The sequence below is a fragment of the Paenibacillus algorifonticola genome (genome assembly GCF_050481745.1).
Taxonomy (GTDB): domain Bacteria; phylum Bacillota; class Bacilli; order Paenibacillales; family Paenibacillaceae; genus Pristimantibacillus; species Pristimantibacillus algorifonticola_A.
This window is the reverse complement of sequence record NZ_JBCNGR010000003.1, coordinates 19,568-42,485: the sequence shown is the minus strand read 5'-3', so window position 1 is coordinate 42,485 and position 22,918 is coordinate 19,568. Positions and strand designations below refer to the sequence as shown.

The 22,918-nt window shown below is 44.2% G+C and carries 18 protein-coding genes and 2 tRNA genes; all 20 read right to left on the bottom strand.

Going from position 1 to position 22,918, the window contains the following annotated elements; translation table 11 throughout:
- Positions 1-242: 242 nt before the first annotated feature.
- A complete protein-coding gene (locus ABEW34_RS01350) occupies positions 243-422 on the bottom strand; it encodes a hypothetical protein (protein ID WP_430154186.1) in 180 nt (59 codons plus the stop codon).
- A 109-nt stretch (positions 423-531) separates the two neighbouring features.
- A complete protein-coding gene (locus ABEW34_RS01345) occupies positions 532-1,299 on the bottom strand; it encodes a hypothetical protein (protein WP_430154184.1) in 768 nt (255 codons plus the stop codon).
- Positions 1,300-1,551: 252 nt separating this feature from the next.
- On the bottom strand, positions 1,552-2,178 hold the full coding sequence (locus ABEW34_RS01340) for a hypothetical protein (protein ID WP_430154182.1): 627 nt from the start codon (positions 2,176-2,178) through the stop codon (positions 1,552-1,554).
- A 57-nt stretch (positions 2,179-2,235) separates the two neighbouring features.
- Positions 2,236-3,054 (bottom strand): tyrosine-type recombinase/integrase, encoded by an 819-nt coding sequence (locus ABEW34_RS01335; protein WP_430154180.1) that lies wholly within the window; start codon positions 3,052-3,054, stop codon positions 2,236-2,238.
- A gap of 980 nt (positions 3,055-4,034) precedes the next feature.
- On the bottom strand, positions 4,035-5,777 hold the full coding sequence (locus tag ABEW34_RS01330) for a hypothetical protein (RefSeq protein WP_430154178.1): 1,743 nt from the start codon (positions 5,775-5,777) through the stop codon (positions 4,035-4,037).
- Entirely contained in the window at positions 5,777-6,184 is a 408-nt protein-coding gene (locus ABEW34_RS01325) for a hypothetical protein (RefSeq protein ID WP_430154177.1), read from the bottom strand. The genes ABEW34_RS01330 and ABEW34_RS01325 overlap by 1 nt, the downstream gene beginning before the upstream one ends.
- Positions 6,185-7,351: 1,167 nt before the next feature.
- Positions 7,352-7,606 carry a hypothetical protein gene (locus ABEW34_RS01320; RefSeq protein ID WP_430154175.1) on the bottom strand — a complete coding sequence of 85 codons (255 nt, stop codon included), beginning with the start codon at positions 7,604-7,606 and terminating at the stop codon, positions 7,352-7,354.
- A gap of 120 nt (positions 7,607-7,726) precedes the next feature.
- Positions 7,727-8,671 carry a tyrosine-type recombinase/integrase gene (locus ABEW34_RS01315; RefSeq protein WP_430154585.1) on the bottom strand — a complete coding sequence of 315 codons (945 nt, stop codon included), beginning with the start codon at positions 8,669-8,671 and terminating at the stop codon, positions 7,727-7,729.
- Positions 8,672-8,841: 170 nt separating this feature from the next.
- Positions 8,842-8,927 (bottom strand) — tRNA-Leu (locus ABEW34_RS01310).
- 21 nt (positions 8,928-8,948) lie between these two features.
- Positions 8,949-9,025: transfer RNA gene (locus ABEW34_RS01305), tRNA-Ile, on the bottom strand.
- Between the two features lie 149 nt (positions 9,026-9,174).
- Entirely contained in the window at positions 9,175-9,339 is a 165-nt protein-coding gene (locus tag ABEW34_RS01300) for a hypothetical protein (RefSeq protein WP_430154173.1), read from the bottom strand.
- Between the two features lie 127 nt (positions 9,340-9,466).
- Positions 9,467-11,041 (bottom strand): ABC transporter substrate-binding protein, encoded by a 1,575-nt coding sequence (locus tag ABEW34_RS01295; protein ID WP_430154171.1) that lies wholly within the window; start codon positions 11,039-11,041, stop codon positions 9,467-9,469.
- 6 nt (positions 11,042-11,047) lie between these two features.
- Entirely contained in the window at positions 11,048-11,932 is an 885-nt protein-coding gene (locus ABEW34_RS01290; RefSeq protein ID WP_430154169.1) for an ABC transporter ATP-binding protein, read from the bottom strand.
- Between the two features lie 5 nt (positions 11,933-11,937).
- Positions 11,938-14,871: an ABC transporter permease gene (locus ABEW34_RS01285; RefSeq protein WP_430154167.1), complete on the bottom strand. Its 2,934-nt coding sequence runs from the start codon at positions 14,869-14,871 to the stop codon at positions 11,938-11,940.
- Positions 14,872-14,874: 3 nt separating this feature from the next.
- Positions 14,875-15,963 carry an efflux RND transporter periplasmic adaptor subunit gene (locus ABEW34_RS01280; protein WP_430154165.1) on the bottom strand — a complete coding sequence of 363 codons (1,089 nt, stop codon included), beginning with the start codon at positions 15,961-15,963 and terminating at the stop codon, positions 14,875-14,877.
- Positions 15,929-16,699 carry an ABC transporter ATP-binding protein gene (locus tag ABEW34_RS01275; protein WP_430154163.1) on the bottom strand — a complete coding sequence of 257 codons (771 nt, stop codon included), beginning with the start codon at positions 16,697-16,699 and terminating at the stop codon, positions 15,929-15,931. Before ABEW34_RS01275 ends, ABEW34_RS01280 begins: the two co-directional genes overlap by 35 nt.
- 317 nt (positions 16,700-17,016) lie before the next feature.
- On the bottom strand, positions 17,017-17,664 hold the full coding sequence (gene pyrE / locus ABEW34_RS01270) for an orotate phosphoribosyltransferase (RefSeq protein ID WP_430154161.1): 648 nt from the start codon (positions 17,662-17,664) through the stop codon (positions 17,017-17,019).
- Position 17,665: 1 nt separating this feature from the next.
- The gene (gene pyrF / locus ABEW34_RS01265; RefSeq protein ID WP_430154160.1) at positions 17,666-18,397 is read right to left on the bottom strand and encodes an orotidine-5'-phosphate decarboxylase; all 732 of its coding nucleotides are present in this window, start codon (positions 18,395-18,397) and stop codon (positions 17,666-17,668) included.
- A 135-nt stretch (positions 18,398-18,532) separates the two neighbouring features.
- A complete protein-coding gene (gene carB, locus ABEW34_RS01260) occupies positions 18,533-21,754 on the bottom strand; it encodes a carbamoyl-phosphate synthase large subunit (protein ID WP_430154157.1) in 3,222 nt (1,073 codons plus the stop codon).
- Positions 21,741-22,892 (bottom strand): carbamoyl phosphate synthase small subunit, encoded by a 1,152-nt coding sequence (locus tag ABEW34_RS01255; protein ID WP_430154155.1) that lies wholly within the window; start codon positions 22,890-22,892, stop codon positions 21,741-21,743. Before ABEW34_RS01255 ends, carB begins: the two co-directional genes overlap by 14 nt.
- Positions 22,893-22,918: the final 26 nt, after the last annotated feature.

The window sequence follows — 22,918 nt, the reverse complement described above, 5'->3', positions numbered from 1 at the left end:
TCAATTGTTCCAATTCTGCTTTAACCAAGTTATAAATTTCAATTTGATTATTATAGAGGACATTTTTTGATTTTATTTTGCTGAAAGTAAAAAAAGCACCCATACAATTCAGCATGAGTACTTTTTTTGGCACTTTTAATATTTTTAATCTTATTCGCCTACCCTACTGATAAAGTCAGTAAGTAGGCGAACAAGCCATTGAATTATATTTTATTTACTTGATGTGTTTACTCATAGATTTCTTACTTTTTGTTCCTACTTTCAAATTTCTCAATAAAAACTCCAAGTTGTTTTGAATAATGGCTCAGTTTCATCATTGAGTAACTGATGTACCTCAAACAAATAGGAACTTCTTTCCTTATCAACTTAAAAATAATTAGCAATAACAAAATAAAAAATGCAATATCAATCTTTGTATTCATTGTTAGTCCTCCTTGAAATTAAACATAATCCAAGGGTTTTGTTCGCCGTATACTAACTTATTAAGTTTATATCAAATATACTGCAAAATGCAATAAAAAATTTGTTTATTTATCGAGACTCCTTATGCCTCTCAATAATCGATACAATCTTTTTCGCGCTTTCCAGTGCCTTTTCGTAAGTATCGCATTCACTTGATTTTATTCGCTCAATTTTTACTCCCTCATGTAGCAGCATAGTGGTTCTATCGTGTGCTTCTGCTGGAGTTTCATTATGAACTGTATCTCCATCGACTTCAACAATAAGCATGACTCCATCTTTGACGATAAAAAAATCTGGTTCAATTCGATTATATGTCTGCCCACCTCTAATGAACACTGGAAGAGGAGCGAAGGAAACACCTAACGACTTTAATGCCTTGTAAAAATATATCTCTGGCAACGATCTAAATAACAAACCATCGGACGTTCTATTTGCAATATTGTCTGATCTGACTCTACCTTGATTGTTAATATGTGAACCAGCTAACCAACTTTTTGCTTTTCCTCTCCATTCAGGGTCTTCTGAAAGCTTCGGTGAAATCTCAACATTTCTATAAAAGTGTCCTTCCTCAGCAATAGATTTATTAAGTTTATTTAAAATGTTCTGTTGAATTGTTTCAATTTCATTTTCTATTTGTGCATACAGAGGAATATTAACTTTCAAATACAATGTGTATAAATATGTACCACTGTTCCAATTGTCATAGTCAGTTTGTTGAGCTGATGACACTGCATTTGCTAGAACAGCAACTTCTTTAGTTGCACCTTCTAGTGCAAATAGTCTTACAATAGTAGCAAGGTGAGAATTGCTATCCTTAATAAAATATTCTTCCGACATATCGCATCATCCTTATTACATAAATTACCTATAGTATAACACGATTTTACTATTTGATGAGCCTGTCGTAGTGGAACAGTACGTGGCAATTCCAAGTGTCTCAAATACCATAGTGATCTAAACATACCCCGTACCCCTATGCTCAAAAGTGTAACCTAATATGAATTAGATGAGCATTAACTCCGCCATAAACTTGATCTCCTACTCTACATACTTTCACAACTAATTTTCTATTTCCAACAGATAATCTTGTTACTGCATACCCTTATATCCGGTATTAATATTCCTCAGTACATCTTCAACCACTTTAAATGTTTCATTGATAAAATCATTACTCAATATTATTTCATTCAAACTAGATAAACTGGTATGGGGGCAATGCTCTATTTTAAGCACTAGTTCTGGAAATTGCTTTTTTTCTACCTTCCCATTGCTGTGCATTATCCTATTACGAATTTCCCTTATAAAATCAAGTTGAATAATTTCTTTAGTTTTAACGGCTTCGACGGCAAATTTCTCATTCAAAAAATTAAGCTTGTTCGTTAAATGCTTTGTCTGAACATCACTGGCGGATTCGATTCTGACCTTATCATAAAAATTATTTAAATGCACTTCAAAAAACGCATACAAATTAGTTAGCATAGAGTTATTTGTTATTCTAGGTAAGTCGTCTCTAATCTGAACTAAAGTGTCATAATGAAAATCAATGTAATCTTCTTTATCTTTTTCATCGACTCGATCTACTCTTTCTTGAAAAGAAACCATCTTGCTTCGCAATCTACTCTGTGATTCATCAAATAATACTTTCAAATCCTCAAGATAACTCAACTCCAATGCTTCAAGCCAATCAATTTCATTACCTACTTTAAAATGTTTCATTCACTCTTCTCCTCTCGGCTACTTCATCCTTTAAATAATCAACTGTTTTTCAGTCGCTCAGTTTTTATATAAATTGTCTACCGCCCTTTGTCTTTCTTTTTCGCTAGGCATAGAATATCTCAAAACCATATCAGCACTTGTATGCCCACTTAAACTCTGTATCGTACTTAAATCTTCTCCAGATCGTACAAGATCAGTAATGAAACTATGACGAGTTTGATGCACGTTATGACCATGTTTCTCCATTAAGTATTGAACGCTTCTGACACTTATACGATCTTGCCTATTACTTAAAAATAAAGCTGCATGGCTGTCAGATCGCTCTTCAAGATATTTTGTAATTGCTCTCCTTACCTCTGCATTTAACGGCAGCTTACGTTCCTTATTCCCTTTTCCAAGCACCTGTAACTCACCTTTACGCTCGCTTATTTCAACGTCTACTCGATCAAGTGAAACCAATTCAGATACTCTAACTCCGGTATTCAGCAAAGTCATGATAATAGCAAAGTCCCTTTTATTTTCAGCACGGTCAATATTCCTAATCAATTTATTACGCTCGAGCTTATCCATAGCTTTAGGAGCTTGTTTTTTAATATCCATCATTTTGATTACTGAAATATCTTCAATCGCATCATACTTATTTGACCATTTTGAGAATGACTTAATAGAATTCCACAGTTTGTTTATTGTAGCTGCTGACTTCTTTTTTGCAGTCAAGTAGTCTATATATTGTTGAACATCAGACCTTGCATAATTATTCAAATCCGTTCCTGCACCGATCAACCATTGTTCAAACTGTAGTATTGCATGTCCATAAGTTTTAATGGTAGTTTGTGATTTACCTCGAAGAGCTTCATTAAGATATTGTTTTATCATATACTGTTCACCTCATAAATTGATGAAAAATAATTCTACGCAATATTTCCTGCTTGTTAATCACTCATTTCGGTAACCATTATCGAATTTATTATCCTTATTATAGCGTAGAATTATAGTTCCACGCTATAATTCTATGCCATTTAAAATAAAAAAGAAGCCCCCTAAAAACTCGGGACTTCTGCATTGCTGTTTCATTATCGAAATTTCATATAGGTCAAGTTGCTTCCTTGTGGTTATTAGGCTTTCCATTCTTAAATTGAGTTTATCAATCTTTTGATTTGTTGCTCAAACAATATTAATGAGTCGTACAAACATTCCATCCAGACTATCAAACCGTTCCATAATTTGTTTCATTTCATCTTTCTTCTTCATGCTCGGTCACCCTCTCGAGCATTCTTCACTCCAATAACTACTATATGTATTTTGATAATATAATAGCCGTTCAACAGCAAATAGAGAACATTCAATCGCCTATTTGGGTTATAACACTTGTAAAACAAGAATTTTCCTTACAATTTTATTCTAAACTTCTGAGTAGATCATGGTTTACGATGTACTGAGTTGTTCCATTGTGTAAATGAATTTTTCAATTTTTAAATTCATCGTTTTTACGACAGAAAGCTTTATGAAAACTGGCGTTTTTGTTGAAATAAACTATCGCTAAGATAACAGACGGCGTGAAGCAGGACAGTCTAATTCAAATTTCAAAAATGTCGTGAGGGGGAGAGTGCGCTTACGCACTCGGGGGTGGTGCGACAGGTATTTGAGTTTTTGGAACGCAGTGAACAAAAATCTCAAATAGTTGGTTTCAGCACCCCCACTACTTTCGCATATCACAGACTTTATCCAAACTATACCCTAACTTTTCCGTTTCTCAGTCCAATAAACAAATGTAAATTCCAACAACAATTATTATAGTCATCACGCTCTCTATATAATAAGATAGGGTGATGACATGCGAAGAAGGTGAAATGTGCTTATAGGACTTCAACATGTTTATTGTGTATTCTTATTTTGCTGGTCTGGATTAAATCTATGACTCTTTCGTCCTTTGCTATTCGAGAAAAATTAGATACTTTTAAGTCAGACATTATTTGCTTCTTCTCATATCTCCCCTTTTCTTTAGCAGTAATATATTCAACAAATTTATCTACGTTATCTGCTTCTTTTGTCGTATTTCCGTTGCTCGTAAAATCAAGCTTTATTGCTTGCCCTTTACCTATTCCCTTTATTTGACCAATTACAGCGGATATGATTGCAGAGTCGCTATTTACAAGAAAAAACTCTCCTTGAGGTTTGGAATTTCGTTGTATGCGCTTTATGCTTTGATATAACTCTGCGGCAATAAAACCCACTTGAACAAGGTAAAGTTCAGAATTTACGAATCTTCCTTTAATAATGTCTAACGATCTCTTCCCAATACCATTCTCAGCATATTGCATATATTGAATTGGATATTTTTCATATGAAAGATTAGGAGTTCCTATAATCCAGCACTTGGTGAAGTCAGAATATTGGTTTTTTCCAACTAAGTTATTGAACCAGTTTATTGCGTACTCTTCATTTGTATAATTATCGCCAACACCAATAGATGTTACACCAAGCTTTAACAACTCGAATTGTACAGTAGTTGCACTTTCCTTATGACAAATTATTAAAGTCTTGTCATTTATCTCATGATGCTGTTTAATTCTCTCGCTGATTTCTGGAAAGTATTCATTTTTATTTTGTTTAATTTTCTCCTTGCTACTATTGAAATCAACAATGTGAAATAAACTCTTGCTATGGTCAACTATTCTGTTTTGTCCTAATAGAGTGAATCTATTATTGGCAACTTTGTATACGCCATCTATTACTGCTCCAGCATCGAGAATAATATTATTCTCAAGTCCCCACAGACTGTGCATTGGATTACTGGTAGAAATATTCCCACTATTGTAAATACACTTATTGCTGTACCAAAGTACCAGTCCTTCAATGAAATTCTCGACAATACTTCGATGACTCAGGTTAGGTATAGTCTTGATATTAACTTCCATTAATCTCATGAAGTTTTCAAGTGTTCGTGGATTTATTTTCATTTCACAGCGGATGCATCTTGTTTGATGCTTTTCCCTAGAATGTTTTTGTATTTCACGTAATAACTTATCACATACTTTATCAAGATCACCTTGAATAGATATACCAAGAATACTCCTAACTTCATCGTATACAGTTTTCGAGAACGTGAAGATAGGGAAATTGATTTTTTCGTCAATAATTAACACATTCCTATCCTTTGAATAGGCATCTCGCAGTTCGTCATTTAAGCACAAATTTTTATATCGTTGATGGGTAACAATGATTACTCTAATATGCCGTAGACGTTCACAATTCTCTTCCCACTTTCGAGAATTTTCAGAAGTTATCCCTAAAACATTAGGATTCATACCCATGTTCCAATGCTTGAAGTATTTAACTGTATCAATTACATCTTTCCTAAATGGCTTTACAATTAGAAACTTGTTCGAATTGTTCCAGTCATCCAAGCTTTCATTAATAATTCTATTTGTCTCTCTGCTCTTACCCAAGCCAGCCTCAAAGCCAAATACCTTAAAATGCAGTGGTTCATTAATCTTAGAGTTAATCGCCCTCTCTAATTCCAGTATTTTTGATGTGTATCCTTCACCGTATAGGTCAGTATAGTTTTTGCTTGTTTCACTATGATTTGTAAGATTCATCACTGAGTATCCCTTATGATAAATGGCTTTATAATTTCTTTTCCGCCTATATTGGTGTATGGCATCGGTTCTATACCTGTAATACCAGCGGCGCTCAGGTCAAGTATGCATTCAATTGACACTTCTTTATGAATCTGAGATTCGGCATCAAATAAGATCAGAATTTCACTGTCGCTTTGCGTAACTTTAGCATTGTGCAACGGAAACTCGACTTCTCCTACTTCTGGTAACAAAATATCCTGACCATTATCAGAACGTCGACTCAAAATTCTCATTCCGATTAAATTACCCAAAGAGTCATACAGTAAGTTACATTTAACATCGGGTAACGAGCCTTCATGTTGGTGCTTTGATTTGTCCTTGAAGTATATGTACATTTGGCAATCATCTGCTATGGTAATTTGCATTTTTCATCCTCCATATGATTTCATGCTCACAAGTTATATCATCAACTTGCGATTATCATACAACGTAAATTCATCACCCAACAGAGAACAACTGTTCTTAATTATCAGAAAGAAAAATTAGCCCCTAATACCACGACCAATGGTAGGGCTACTTCCATCACTTGAACAAGGGAAGGTCAGGATTCTGAGGCTTTAATAATTAAAATAATAGACCACGATAAGCCATTCCAGTATCACTTCACGCCTCTCAAACTGGCTGACCAACATTTCCCTGTCCAAACGTCTATGCAAGCGTACAACCATATGTGACGCGTTCTCAGATGGTATTGGAGTAGAATTGAGTAGTGCAGGTTACAGAGTAAGATCATTAGTTAAAATTTGGAAAATTATTTTTGTAAAACAAAATACCATAAATCGCTTGAACTCAGTAGGAGTTCGTCTGTTTATATAGTCTTCTTGTCCCCTTGATATTTTGCCCGTTTTTTGGGATTAGGGTATGGTCTCTCGCGTGATATTTTGCCCCCATTTTGGGATATAACAGCCAATATTAGACTAAGCTATATGCAGCAAGGGTTTGAGGGGATTTTTCGAGTGAGGCTCCGATGATATTTTGCCCGTTTTTCGTCTCCAGCCCCCTCTTGCAGCGTGATATTTTGCCCCCAAATTGGGATATAATATTCTTTTAATATCTTTTAATATTCTTTTAATATCTCTTGTCGAGCGAAGCTCTCCAATCTGGCGGCTACGCCTTGGAAGCTTCGCAAATCAATTGCCTTAGACTTACAGTGTAAGTTATTTTGAACTAGCAACATGAAACGTTAAATCCATCCCAACTCTAAAGAAAGAGCCTTACCGCAAATAGCAGTAAGGCTCCAATAAATCTTCATATTTCATTAGTACCAGAAACTTTTCATTAAAGCCCTCCAACACTATTTTAAGCAGTTCTGTTAATCAGATAATATTTATACGTTCAGACTGGCAGAAAAGCTCCCAACCATGTTTGAACGCTTCTTAACATCATTACTGATTAACCTTTCCCATCCAATTTTAGAAACGTAATGCTCCAAGTCTATTTTTACTATCTATTCGAATTTTTTATAAGCTTTGCAATTATTAAAACAATACGCTTATAAAATTCACAGCATAAACCACTGCATCTTTTGCTTTTTATCTTTTACTGATTTCATTTGATAAGATACTCTTTTCAAACTTAACTTTTAATAATTGAGTGTGAATGACGAGTTCTACTGAGTGGATATTCATAATGATTTCTTCTATAGTCTGAATATCTAGTCCATTGCTAGCTCGTTTATGAATCAGCATTAACAATTCTGAAATTGCTTCTTGATATGTCTCTAATCTCAAAGCCAATTTATCTTCATCATGAACCAATTGCTCATATTCCTGGAACCCCTCACTCATGATACGCAACCAACTCCATAGGACGTTAATAAGCAATACCTTCTTGCAAGTTTTAAGTGCACATTTGAAATAGCCTCATCATCAACAACTATTCTAACAAAGTGATTCATAACTTCACCCTCACTTCCCATCAATTTTCCTTAAGCGTTTCTTTTGAGGAAGGATTCTATTAATTGGGGAAGCTGTTGAATGCTGCTCTTTAATGTCACTGTTAGTTAGCCTTACATATCGTTTTGTCATAGTCATATCTACATGTCCCAGCATCATTTGGAGAGCAAACGCATTTCCTTTACCACGCAGAAACATTATTGAAAATGCATGGCGAAGAGCATACGGATGAAATCGAGTCCCAAGCTTCTTACAATACATTTCAATCCTGTCACCCCAAGTATGCCTATTTAATGGTTTACCTTCATTTGTGCAGAAGAGTGGTGATTTATTTTTCCACTCATCAGGTCTTATAGACAGCAGCTCATCAATTGCTTTTGCTGTTTGCGGTAATATATGAAGCGTTCTTGTCATTCTTGTTTTTGCCTTCTCTGAATCCACTGTAAGTTCGCAAGCACGACTATTGTAATCAGACTCACACAAACTAAAAGCTTCTTTTGGACGTATTCCAGTATCTAAGAAGATCAGTAGTAGAACGTAATCACGCAATCCTGCATAAGTTTTTTGATCAGGCAATTGGAGTAAATCTATCAATACTTTCTCATCAATATGGACTATTCTACCTTCATCTTTACGCTTCTTAAATCCATTCAAAGGGTTGTCAGATAGTACCTCATGTTCTACACACCATTTGAAAAAGGTACGTAAATAAACCAAACGATTGTTATACGTTGCTGGTTTAATATTTTCTTGCCCCAAATGTTCATATACAGACTTTTCGAGTTCTTCATAAGATTCTATTGCACTAGGGAACCGTTTAATTAATAGGTTGTAGTGCGTTGTATAATCAAGAATAGTTTGCTCACTCAGATTGTTCGCTTTCTTCCAATTAATAAACTGTGTGAAAGCTTCATCCATAGTCGCGGGTGCCGCTTTTTTCAACTTATTCAATCGCATTGCCAACGAAAAAACCTCCTTCGACCGCATCTGATTTAGTCAGATACTGCAAAGGAGGTATTATCAGCTTTTAATTAATCCTGTGTACTTAGTTAAAACACACAGGACTCTTAATTTTAATACAAGTACTTACATAACAAACACCTTGATTTCTCAAGGTGTTTTCTGTATGCCGAGGACCGGGATCGAACCGGTACGGTAGTCACCTACCGCAGGATTTTAAGTCCTGTGCGTCTGCCAATTCCGCCACCCCGGCATAATAGATTGAGGAGTACAATGGTGGGCCCTGAGGGACTCGAACCCCCGACCAATCGGTTATGAGCCGACCGCTCTAACCAACTGAGCTAAGGGCCCTCATAAAACGTCTAGTAAGACGATTTAATAGAAAGCGGCTATATATTCCATTCGTACAACGCATCAATTTGAAATGGCGACATGAATTAATATACAATATATGAGATAGTGAAGTCAAGCACTTTTCTTCATTTTTTTAATCTTTTGAATTAAATCAAATATCTCACGCCGTATCGTCCCCGTTTAGAGCGAAAAACCTCGACCTCCTGCGGACACTCGTAGCCATAGATCCACCAGTCATTTTCCATTCTCCGCACAAGGCAGCCAGCCTGAAATTTTGTCTCATATAATCGAACCCAATAGATCCACCTCATTGGTATCCCTCCTCACTCATTAGAATACCCAAAAAAGGCTAAATACAGTAATCCATCGACAATTTACACCTTTAAAAACAAACGCCCCGTACAAAGCCATTTCGGGCTTCTTACGGGACGTTCTTTTTTATCCTGCTGGTACTACTTCAACTTCTTCCTCTACAGGCATAGTGCTGGCATCATCCGTGCCGCCCGCAGCTGGCTTCGACGAATCCGTTTTGGCCGGCTGTTTTTTAATCTTCTCCAATATAGCATTACCTTTCGTTTCCCACTCGGCTAATGCTTCCTTCACCGTTATATCGCCTTTAACGACTTTCTGGAACAAATCATTAGAGGCATATTGTGCATCCCAAATACCTTGCTTTTCGCGGTACAGCTTCTCTGTATCGACGCTTTGCGGCGGAATCGGTTTAAGTGAAGTAAAGGCATTAATATTGTAATTCATGCCGTTTTTAGGCTTCAGGAACTCCTTGCGCGCCACAAGCTCATACGTGCTGCGGGATTTCATTTCCGCCCATTCCTTGCTGTTGGTAAATTGAATAAATTTCCAAGCATCCTCGGAGTTTTGAGCGTTGTTGTTAATTCCCATCAACTGGCTGAAGTAAATGGCGCCGCCGATGCCTGGAGCTTCCTCATGCGTCGGATAGCTCACAACATCCCAATCAAAGGACTCAAAATCTTTAATTTTAGATGCATTGTTCATCATGTTGCCCAGCTCATTCACATAATTGTAATCCGAAATCGTCATTGCAACTTTGCCACTAGCAAACAAATCGCCTTGCATTGGGTTATAAACGTAGTTGCCGTCGGCAGATTCCTTATTTGCCGCTTCATTGATTTTATTAATATCCTCTTGATCCGGCACAACATCGTCTCTGTACAAGCCGGATACCGTCGTCCATACATTTTCCCATTGCGGCGTGTTGACCAGCATTTTCTCGCCCTTATCATCCCACATTTTCAGTTGAAGGGCCGAGCTGTAGGTTTGGATATCGGAGTTGGGATCACCGCCGCTCCAACGGCTGAAGGTCATGCCATATTTACGGTCAGCGCCCTCTCCCTTGCTCACAAGACGAGCTTTGTCCATTACGTCCTTCCAGGTCATATTATCAGTAGGAGGCTCTACGCCAGATTCTTCAAATAGCTTTTTATTGTAAAAAAGAGCCGATGAACTGAACGTTGGCGTCAGCGCATATATGTTGTTGTCACCTGCAGATTTAATGCCATCAATGACAGTCGGCACATAATCAGTCAAGTCGAATTTGCTTTGGCTGATCAATGGATCAAGCTGCTTCAGCAGATTATCCTGCACGAGGCGGCGCAGCATGCTGTAATCCAATACCACGACATCGACGGGATTATCGCCAGTCAGCATCTCTTTCATTTTCGCATACGGATCTGGTTGATCGATATTACCATTCTCATCAGGAGTTTGGTAGCGCATATCCGAGTAGTCAATTGCGTTTACGATTTCAAAATCCACCTCTGGATGCATCATTTCATACGTATCGGTATATTGGGAACGGAAATAAGGCTCATTATCTGCTCCGCCATACAATACACCAATACGAAGTACATGCTTCTCTGCTGTACTTTGCGCACCGCCGCTGCAAGCCGCCAAAATCGATGTCGCCACCATCAGTGTCGCAGGGACAACAACCCACTTTTTAATCATTTTTCTATTAGACAACCGTTTCTCCATCCTATATTACCCCCCTAATGATTTAGGCGGCGAAATGACGATTCGCTCACCATTAAACTCCATTGTCGCTTTATCTGTTATGCCTAATGCAGTTAAATATTCCTTCGGCACTTGAAGTCTTCCCACCCGGTCTACGACGACATAAGCCTCATGCACAGCCTGAAGCCCTTTGCCTGAATACTCTTCCTCACCCCCAACCGTATTCATATTGGGATTGCGCTTAATGAACTCGGTACTAGTCAAGCCGTCGCGGATTGCAACAACACGGTCCACTTTGCCCGCGAGTGAAAGATCATGAGTAACAATGACAATCGTAATGCCAATTTCACGGTTCAGCTTGCGAAAAATATTCATAATCAGATCCGACGTTGCCGTATCGACCGATCCCGTCGGCTCATCCGCCAGCAGCAGCTGCGGACGATTGCACAAGGAAATGGCGATCGCGACCCGCTGCTGCTCCCCGCCGGATAATTGATGGAGCTTATTGTTCATTCGCTCTTTGAGCCCTACCCATTCCAGCAGCTGTTTGGCATAGGCGCGGTCGACCTTGCCCGAAAGCATCATTGGCATTTCGACATTTTCCAGCGCCGTTAAATACGGCAGCAGGTTGCGGGCATTATTTTGCCATATAAAACCGACCGTTTCCCGCTTGTATTTCACGAGATCGTCCGGGGTGATTTTCAGCAAATCCCACGGCCCGACTCTGACTTGGCCAGCAGACGGATGGTCGAGGCCGCCCAAAATATTGAGCAGCGTCGACTTCCCGCTTCCGCTGTTCCCGATAATCGCCATCAGCTCGCCCGGGTTTACTTTAAGGTTAAGACCTTGCAGCGCAACAACCTCGAGATCATCCGTTTTGTAAATTTTGACTAAGCCTTCGCAATCGATCATAGCTGTTAGCGCTCCTCTCCCATTTTAACCGCCTGATGTACCCGAAGCCTGCGAATATGCAGGAAGAGCAGCAGTGCTCCAGTAATCATCATGAAAGCGACGACGATAAACAGCTGGTTCGTGTCCTTCGCTTCGAAGACGACGCGGAACGGCGGTACCGTTTCTGTCGCATTTTCGGCTGTCTGCAGAAATGGCAGGAACAATAGACTCGTCAGCTTGCCAATCATGACGCCTAGCCCGATGGAAAGTCCCGCTGTAAACAGCTGCTCCAGCATGAGCATGCCCGTAAGCTGCCTGCGTGACAGACCCATCGCCCGCAAAACACCGAATTGCACGACCCGCCCTGAAAGATTAAAGAACCAATACAGCACGTACCCGGTCAAAGTGACGATGACCGATACCAGGAAGCCGAGACTGAGAATTCCGAATACGCCGCCTCGGGTCGGAAGCTTGGACTGGATTATCAGTTCATTGCGCACGTCCTTGACGGTAGCGACTTCAATGCCCTGTTTTTGCAGCTCTTCCAAGATCGGCGCAACTTTCGCACCATCCTTCATTTTGAGCCATACCTCATAAGGCATAATCGGAAGTTGATCATAAATGTAATCCAGATTCGTAATGACGAACGGCGATTGATCCGGATATTGCGTCGGCCAATACGGCAGGATGCCAACGACTACAAAATCCAGCTTGCCTTCGGTAAAGCCAACCGACATCGTATCTCCCGGCTTAAGCTGGTACTTCTCCGCAACTCCGGTTGGAATAAGCGCCGCATGCTCATACATGCCCAAATAGTTCAAATACGTAAACGGATGTGTTGGAAACAGGTCACTGCGGAACCAAGCTACTTTGGAGAAATCGACATTGTCAATCCCCATTACCGTCCCCTGACCAATAGAGCGTCCTGAAACGACGATGTTTCCTTTCGTTTGCAGCACGCGTGCAGCAGCTTCAACGCCCTCCATTTTGCGGAACAGCTCAAAAGGCGGTTCACTGTACAAAATGCGCGTTGGCACAGGCTGTTGCGCTCCGCCCCCACCGCCGCCGGAGCCGCCGCCCGTTCCACCACCAGAGCCGCCTGACGAACCGCCTCCGTTGCCGCCGGAGCCATTTCCACCGCTGCCGCCATTGCCGCCGCCGTTTCCATTGCTGCCTCCGGTATATTTGACCTCTGGCGTTCCGTCCCAATTCGTTTTAATGACGACGTCCGTGCCGAATTTATACAGCGTACGCTCCGTCGAGTTCAAATCAATCGTACGGGCAGCAGATGCGTTATATACACCGAGCCCGAGTGTCAGTACGAGCAAAATCATCAAAGGGTAATAACCTTTGGAAGAACGCGACAGCTGGGTAAGTGTTAAATAAAGCGGAACGGGCAAAAACTTCCGGCCCAGCCAGTTAAACACCTTCAGCAGCCACGGGAACAACCGCAGGAAAAACAGCCCCATTGCAAAAATCGATAAAGCTGGTACGAAAAATAGAAACGGCTGCACATTAAGCTGATCCGTCGTAAGTCCCGTCTGGAAGGTCAGCATTTGGCGCTGATTGAACATATACCAGCCATATCCGGCTGCGCCAAGCAGCAAAACATCAATGAACCAGCGCTGCCAAAACGGACTGCGGTCCGAACGCGCCAAATCCCTCTTGTAGCTTACAATCGATGATCTGGCATAAATAATCGCCGGAATAATCGTCGAGAGCAGTGCCAGCACGACGGCAGCTACGCCGGCAATCATCGCCTCAGTCGAAAAGCCGACCGGGATCGACGTCCGATTGACGAAGGACAGGAAGCCGTTGGCCGAGCCGATGCTTTTCGCCATAAACCAGCCGAGGAACGGGCCGATGACCAGTGCGATTGCCCCAAGCAGCAAGCCCTCGAGCAAATAAATCCAAATGATTTGCCTCGTGCCTGCGCCGCGGCTGCGAAGTACCGCGATGTCGCTACGCTGCTTGTCGAGAGACTGCCGGGCATTCATCGCGATAAAATAAAACACCATCGCAAGCATCGGAGCTGCCAGCGTGAACAGCAGCGTCTGAAGCTGCAAGCTCTGCCGCTTGAACTCAATGAGCGTATCAGCAAATGAAATTTCCACCTTCGTGTCGGTCAAGCGCTGATACAGCTCAATATTCAAGCGATCCAGCGTTCTACCCAGCGGCGAAAGCTGACTCGTCTGCACTTGCGACAAATCGAAAGCATAATACCAGCTTGCATTGTTAAGCGGAATCTTTTGCTGCTCCAGCAGCGTCTTCAAAAATACGTTCTCGTGAATTTGGAGCGTATTCATCAGTCCTTCAAGCCCTTGATACCAGTATGGATCGGTGTCATTCAGCGGCTTGACAGCTCCGACGATTTTGACGCGCAGCGTCAAATTCAGCCCGCTGTAGATCGGGTATTCGAATACATCCCCAATATGAATATCATTGCGGTACATCGCTTCTTCAAGCATGACCGCTTCCATCACGCCGTCTTTATCTACCTTGTCGGTAAACCAGCGTCCTTGCATTATTTCGGTTTTGCCTTCCAGCTCCGTCATGGACATCAGTGTCATCTGACGGGTACGGCTCGCATCCACCTTGGTCGGATCTTCCGGCACGACATCGGCGCCGCGAAGCGACAAGCTGCGAACAAAGTTCTGATAGGCAAACCCGATTTCATTCGGTACATCCTCTTTAATATATCGGTCAACTTCAGTCAAAGCTGAAAGATCGGTTGTCTGGCCGCCTGGCGACTGATACCGCATCAGCAGCGAGCCTGCCGGCAAGCCGGTGCTCTTTTCTTTGAGCGAAGCCGCGACTACGCGCTTGAGTGCCCCATCCGCATACATCGGGATGCTGGTTGCAAAAGCAACCGCAATCGTCAGACCCGCCAAGGCGCTTAACGTCAGCCAACGGGTGTTCCACATTTTGCGGAACAAAAATCGCAGTAGAGGTATTCCCATCGGCTATCGACCTACAACTTTCTGTCCCGGCTCCAAGCCTTTCAAAATCTCAATTTGTGTCGCCGTTTGCTGTCCAACCTCAACGTCCACTTCACGTTTGCCGTCTGCATCAATAACCTGCACGTAGGTACGCGATCCAATCGAACGCAGTGTAGATGGCGGGATTACAATGACATTTTCCTTGCGCTTCGTAATAATGCTAATTGAAAGCGGGGTACCGCGAGTCAAGTTTTTGGGCAAATTTTTAATTTCCACCTGCATAAAATCTTCCGGCCGCTCTTTATCCGTATTATTTCCGGTGCCTGTGCCACCGTTGCCTCCGTTATTGCCACCACTAGAGGAATCCGTATTGGTCATCGGCATCATTTTCACCGTGCCTTTGAATTTGCCGCTATTGCTGATTTCCGCTACAATCGGCATGCCTACGACGATTTTGGCTATTTCATCCTTGGTCAGCTTCGCTGCCGGAATAAGCGTCGTCGTATCGGCTATAACCGCAATTGTGCTGTACGCTTTAATCGCTGCACCCTTCTCGACATTGAGTGAAACAACCGTTCCACTAATCGGCGCTGTCAGCGTAGCCTTCGCAATGTCAGCCTCCTGATCGACCAGTGCCTGCTTCTTCTCTTCAAATAAAATCGATCTTTCTTCAAATTCTACCGGGTCCATCTCATCGCGCGTTCTCAGCGCTTCCTTCATCGCCGTCTCTTCCTTGCGGAAAGCCAGCTTATCCATGCGCAGCTTCTTGGTTAGTTCATCGACATCAAGCTGGCCAATCACTTGACCCGCGGACACTTTATCGCCGACCTTAATGTTCAGCTCTTTCAGGTTTTTACCGTCAAGGGTGAAAAAGATAGGCTCCTCGCGGGATGAAATCAGCTTGCCGATTACGTTAACCTTCGTCTCCAACGTATCTGTTGTTACCTCATACTCTGGCTTCTTGGAAATTTGGGGCGGTGCAATGGAAGGCAATACTTCCTCTTCTTCTTCAGCAGGCAGCAAGGAGCAGCCGCTAGTTATTAACATGATTGCAGCAAGACTTATTATTGCGGGACGTTTAAATAAACTTCCCGTCAACCATTTCATAGACATGGTCGGCAACCTCCATAATAGTAGGATCATGTGTCGTCATACAAATCGTAACTTGTTCCGTGCGAATAATCGTTTTAAAAACACTCATAATTTGAGCCGCCATGTTTGAATCCAGCTCTGCTGTCGGCTCATCCGCCAGCAGCAACATTGGCTTGTGCGCAATCGCCTTCGCTATAGCTACGCGCTGCTGCTCGCCGCCCGACAGCTCAAAGGGACGATGGTTCATCCTTTTCTCCAGGCCAACCAGTTCCAAGCAGTGATCCACCCGCTCCTTCCACGTTCCACGCGGAACGCCAGCCATCCTTAGCGATAGCTCGACATTTTCCTTCGCAGACAGCAGCGGCATCAAAGCGAACGCCTGAAAAATAAAGCCCATTTCCTTGCGCCTGACAAGGGTACGCTTATCATCGCTCAGCTTATGAAAGGGCCTGCCGTTAAACCAAATTTCACCTTCAGTTGGTGTATCCAGTCCGCCCAAACAGTTCAACAGCGTCGTCTTCCCCGAGCCGGAACGACCGCGAAGCATAACGAGCTGATTTTGCCGGAGCTCCATATTAATGCCTTTGAGCACACGCAGCGGCGCGCCGCCAGCCTGAAATACCCGTTCAACATTCACAACGGAAAGCAGTTTTTCATTATGTACTTCTTTCTCTGGCTTCAGACCCTGCTTTTCTTCCTTCACTAAATCGGGCTCTTGCGACGGTTGCTCATCCTTTTTTTTCTTGCTAAACATCATAGCTGATTTCTATACCTCCTCTTAAGCAGAGCGCCCTAGGATGACAATCAGGCTGCTCAATTAAAAAACCTTCATAATTCTCATCTTAACGTGTTAGACGAACGATTACAGCAAAAAGTTACAACAAAATCCGACGAATTCAAAATTTTTACTAAAGCTTAAATAATGACAAGCGCGAACGGCCGAAGCCATCCTCTGGCGGCTGAGCTATCGTTTCGCGTCGAAATAAGCCCATGATAAGTGTAATCCTTATAAATGCTTATATTTCAAAAAAACTCCAGCCCTTCCGGATCGGAAAGACTGGAGCGCAACTCACTTTATTTGCCAAACGCTTGCGGATCTTCGCGCCATGCTTTCAGCTTCAGCATATCATCGCTTTGCACCTTGCCAAGCTCTACGGCTGCTTCAATAAGCTCAGAGTAATTGGACAACGTTTCAAGCGGCATATTCGCCTCGGCAAATGCCGAAGTCGCCTGCTCGAACTGGTAGGTGAAAATCGCGAGTACCGCCAGTACCTCGGCACCTGCCTCGCGAACGGCAAGCCCTGCTTTAAGCGAGCTGCCTCCTGTTGAAATCAAATCTTCAATGACGACAACCTTTTGCCCAGGCTCTATGCGGCCTTCAATTTGGTTCTGCTTGCCATGCCCCTTCGCTTTATCGCGAATATAAGCCATCGGCAGTCCAAGCTTATGCGCCACCCAAGCCGCGTGGGGAATACCGGCTGTCGAGGTGCCCGCGATGACCTCCACATCTGGATAACGCTCGCGAATGACAGCAGCGAAGCCATCAGCAACGAGCTCGCGAATAGCCGGATAAGACATCGTTAGACGATTGTCGCAATAGATCGGCGACTTGAGACCTGAAGTCCATGTAAATGGCTCATTTGGGCTAAGGGCTACTGCTCCGATTTCGAGCAGGCTGGCAGCAATTGTTTTAGGCAATTCCGATAGTTTAACTTGGCTCATCTTAAATCAGCTCCTCAATAATCGCTTCTAATACTACTCTTGAATTAGCGGCAGCCGTAATCGGCCGTCCAATAACCATATAATCCGTTCCTTGCTTTAACGCTTCTGCTGGTGTCATAATGCGCGATTGGTCGCCTATATCGGCATCTTTCGGGCGAATGCCTGGCGTCACCGTCTGGAAGGAAGCGCCGCATGCCTGCTTAATGGCCTGCACTTCAGCAGGGGATGCCACTACGCCATTCAGACCTGCAGCGCGGGCAAGCTCTGCATAACGCAGAACAGCCTGCTCAACCGTCCCAGCAATGCCAATTTGCTCATTGAGCGTCGTTTGATTGGTGCTGGTTAGCTGAGTCACTGCAATGATACTAGGCTTTGCTTGTCCCGCAGCAAGCGCAGCTTCCATGCCTTCGACCGCCGCTTCCAGCATCGCGCTACCGCCTGCAGCATGGACATTGAACATGTCGACGCCGAGCCGGGTTACGCTGCCTGAGCCGCCTTTGACCGTGTTCGGAATATCATGCATTTTCACATCAAGGAATACACGGTAGCCCCGCTCCTTAAGTCCTGCTATGAAAGCAGGCCCCGCAGCATAAAAGAGCTGCATGCCCACCTTCATATAACAAGGAATACCTTCCAGCTCATTCAATAAGCGCTCGGCAGAAGCTGCGTCCGCATAATCGAGCGCAACCATAATTTTTCCGGCTGCCTGTTCCCGTTCCCGTGTCAAACCCATCGATAACCGTCCCCTTTGCCGTGTTTTTGCAAAATATGCGCATTAAAAAGGCCATCCGCCGATTCACGCGCACCCGCAAAAGCAAAGCCATTTGCGGGCCGCAGGCAATCGGCGCTGGCCGTGCTTGCTAAAAACTTATTTGTGCAGCAGTGCAGGCATCGAACGCGAGGAGAAGTTGATGGTCTCCATCATCCGCAGCAAGGCGCGAACCGTATCAAGCGACGTCATACATACGACGCCGTTCTCAACCGCTTCACGACGAATGCGGAAGCCGTCGCGCTCAGGCGTTTTGCCTTTTGTCAGCGTATTGAAGACGAACTGTGCTTTGCCTTCACGGATCAGGTCAAGAATGTTCGGCGATCCCTCGCTAAGCTTGTTCACTGTCGTTACCGTCATGCCCGCTTCTTGAAGCATAGCTGCCGTACCGCCAGTTGCAATGATTTTGTAGCCAATGCTGTAGAAGCCACGAAGCAATTCAAGTGCTTCTTCTTTATCTTTATCCGCAACGGTGGCAATAATGGAGCCGGTTGTCGGGATTTTCATGCCTGCGCCTAGCAATCCTTTGTACAAGGCTTTTGCATATTGCACATCGCGTCCCATAACTTCACCCGTCGATTTCATCTCCGGTGTCAAGGTAGGGTCAACACGGCGCAGCTTCGCGAACGAGAAGACCGGAACTTTAACCGATACATACTCATCTTCTGGCCACAGTCCGTCTTTATGGCCCAAGTCAGCCAGCTTCGTGCCAAGAATCGCTTGCGTCGCAAGGTTTGCCATTTGCAGGTTCGTTACTTTGCTCAGGAATGGAACTGTACGCGACGAACGCGGATTTACTTCAATGACATACACGATTTCGTTATGAATAACGAACTGAATGTTTACCAAGCCGATTACGTTCAGCGCCTTGGATACTTTAATCGTAATATCGACGATTTGCTCCTTCACGCTGTCAGACAACGATTGCGGCGGATACACAGCAATCGAATCGCCGGAGTGAACGCCAGCGCGCTCAATATGCTCCATGATGCCTGGGATGAGTACGGTGTCGCCATCACAGATCGCATCAACTTCCGCTTCCATGCCAAGCATATAACGGTCGATGAGGACAGGATGCTCCGGATTGATTTTCACCGCTACTTCCATGTAGCTCAGCAAATCTTCATCCGAATATACGATTTCCATCGCACGGCCGCCCAATACGTACGAAGGACGAACGAGTACAGGATAACCGAGCTTTTGTGCAGTTGCTACAGCTTCGCCAACAGAGGTTACTGTGCTGCCTTCCGGCTGGGCAACGTTCAAGCCGCGAAGCAAAGCTTCGAACTTTTTGCGATCCTCTGCCATATCGATGCTTTCCAGGCTGGAGCCGAGAATTTTCACGCCAGCTTTGGACAATGGAGCTGCGAGGTTAATCGCCGTTTGGCCGCCGAACTGTACGATTACGCCGATTGGCTTTTCTTGCTCAATAACGTTCATGACATCTTCAAGGAATAATGGCTCAAAGTACAGGCGATCCGATGTGCTGAAATCGGTCGACACCGTCTCTGGATTGTTATTGATAATAACCGCTTCATAACCAGCTTTCTGAATCGCCCATACCGCATGAACTGTCGAATAGTCGAACTCAATGCCTTGTCCGATCCGGATCGGGCCAGAGCCAAGTACAAGCACTTTCTCCTTCGTTGAAGGCGTTACTTCGTTCTCTACCTCGTATGTCGAATAGTAGTATGGCGTGCTCGCTTCAAACTCGGCGGCGCAAGTATCAACCATTTTGTATACAGGTACGATATCAAGCTCTTTACGGTACGTACGAATATCATGCTCGTTCGTGTGGCTGCCATTCGGATTGCCTTCTTTGCGAAGCTCAGCGATCGAACGGTCGGAGAAGCCTTTGCGCTTCGCCTGGTACAGCGTTTCACGGGAAAGCGTCGCTTCCTGGCGGATTTTATCCTCGAATGCTACGATGCCTTCGATTTTGTCCAGGAACCACCAGTCAATGTTCGTCAGATCTTGAATTTCCTGCAAAGCATAACCGCGGCGGAAAGCTTCGCCTACCAGGAACATGCGCTCATCATCCGGCTTTTGAAGGCGTGTGCGCAGCACATCATCGCTGAGGTCTGTCGCTTCCTTCAAATGAATGCGATGCGTGCCAATTTCAAGCGAACGAACCGCTTTATGAATCGACTCCTCGAATGTACGGCCAATCGCCATAACTTCGCCTGTCGCTTTCATTTGCGTGCCGAGCTTGCGGTTCGCATTCACGAACTTGTCAAACGGCCAGCGCGGAATTTTCGATACGATGTAATCCAGCGTAGGCTCAAAGCAAGCATATGTTTGGCCAGTTACTGGGTTAACAATTTCATCAAGCGTGTAGCCAATAGCGATTTTAGCAGCCATTTTTGCAATCGGGTAGCCTGTCGCTTTGGAAGCCAGCGCCGAAGAGCGGCTAACGCGCGGGTTTACTTCGATTACATAATATTGGAAGCTTTGTGGATCAAGCGCGAACTGCACGTTACAGCCGCCTTCGATGTTCAAAGCGCGAATGATTTTAAGTGAAGCGGAACGAAGCATTTGATACTCGCGGTCCGACAGCGTTTGGCTAGGCGCTACTACAATACTGTCGCCAGTATGTACGCCAACCGGGTCGAAGTTCTCCATGTTGCAGACAACGATACAGTTGTCATTCGCATCACGCATAACCTCGTATTCCACTTCCTTCATGCCGGCAATCGATTTTTCAATCAGACATTGACCGATTGGGCTGTAACGAATACCAGAGGCAACCGTCTCCAGCAATTCTTCTTCGTTAGCGCAAATACCACCGCCTGTACCGCCAAGCGTGTAGGCAGGGCGAACGATAATCGGGTAGCCGATTTCATTAGCAAAAGCTACTGCCGCTTCTACTGTCGTTACTATATCACTATCAGGTACCGGCTGCTCCAGCTCGCGCATCAGCTCGCGGAACAAATCGCGGTCCTCAGCTTTCTCAATAGCTGTAAGCTGCGTGCCAAGAAGCTGTACATTTTCCGCTTCCAATACGCCAGCGCGAGCCAGTTCTACCGCCATGTTAAGACCTGTTTGGCCGCCAAGCGTCGGCAGCAAGCCGTCCGGACGCTCCTGACGAATGATTTGCGATACAAATTCAAGCGTAATTGGCTCGATATATACTTTATCAGCCATGTTCGTGTCTGTCATAATGGTAGCCGGGTTGCTGTTAATCAATACAACCTCGTAGCCTTCTTCCATAAGCGCCTGGCAAGCTTGCGTGCCGGCATAGTCGAATTCAGCGGCTTGGCCGATAACAATCGGGCCGGAGCCGATCACGAGAATTTTTTTGAGTTTATTATTTTTGGGCATACTGAAGCTCCCCCTTCACTTTCAACGTTTCCGCGAGTACGGCTTGGCGACGCTTTTGCGGGTTATTTACTTTATGTGTGCGAATCATACTCAGGAATTCGTCAAACAGATAGCTGGAATCATACGGTCCTGGAGCAGCTTCCGGGTGGTATTGCACCGAAAATGCAGGATGCGTATTGTGCTTCAGCCCTTCAATCGTACGGTCATTATTATTGATATGCGTTACGGTCAGACCGGAGTTTGCAATCGAATCTTCCATTACGGTGTAGCCATGATTCTGGGAAGTAATGTAGCAGCGGTTCGTTGCCAATTCCTTCACCGGATGGTTGCCGCCGCGGTGGCCGAATTTAAGCTTCGTTGTGTCAGCGCCGCAAGCAAGTGCGAACAGCTGGTGTCCAAGGCAAATGCCGAAGATCGGGAACTCGCCGAGCAGCTCGGAAATCATTTTAACCGCATGTGGAACATCTTTCGGGTCCCCAGGGCCGTTGGACAGCTGAATGCCATCTGGTGCCAGGCGGCGAATTTCTTCAGCCGTCGTGTCATGAGGCACAACTACGACATCGCAGCCGCGCTTAGTCAGCTCGCGCAAAATGCCGCTTTTTGCACCAAAGTCTACAAGCACAATACGCTCGCCATTGCCTGGGCTGGAGAATACATGCTTCGTCGATGTACGTGCTACTTGATCCGTCATTAGTGTAGACAAGCCAAGGCGCTCTTGCAGCTCCTCAATACGCTCGTTGCCTGTCGTAAGCAGACCTCTCATCGTGCCATGGTGACGCAAAATCCGCGTCAGCATGCGCGTGTCGATTTCGCTGATGCCCGGAATGCCATATTCCTTAAGCAGCTGCTCAAGTGAATATTGGGCGCGCCAGTTGCTCGGCACCGGCTCATTGCGGCGTACGACAAAACCGTGGATATACGGGCGAATCGATTCAAAGTCATCGCGTGAAATGCCGTAGTTGCCGATCAGTGGATAAGTCATCGTCACGATTTGTCCACAATAGGATGGATCCGACAATACTTCCTGATAGCCAGTAATACCTGTATTAAAAACAACCTCACCCATCGTTTGCACTTCCGCGCCGAAGGAAAGTCCTGTAAACAATGTTCCATCTTCCAATAATAATCTCGCTTGCATCCGTCTCACTCCTCAGGTCTTCGTAT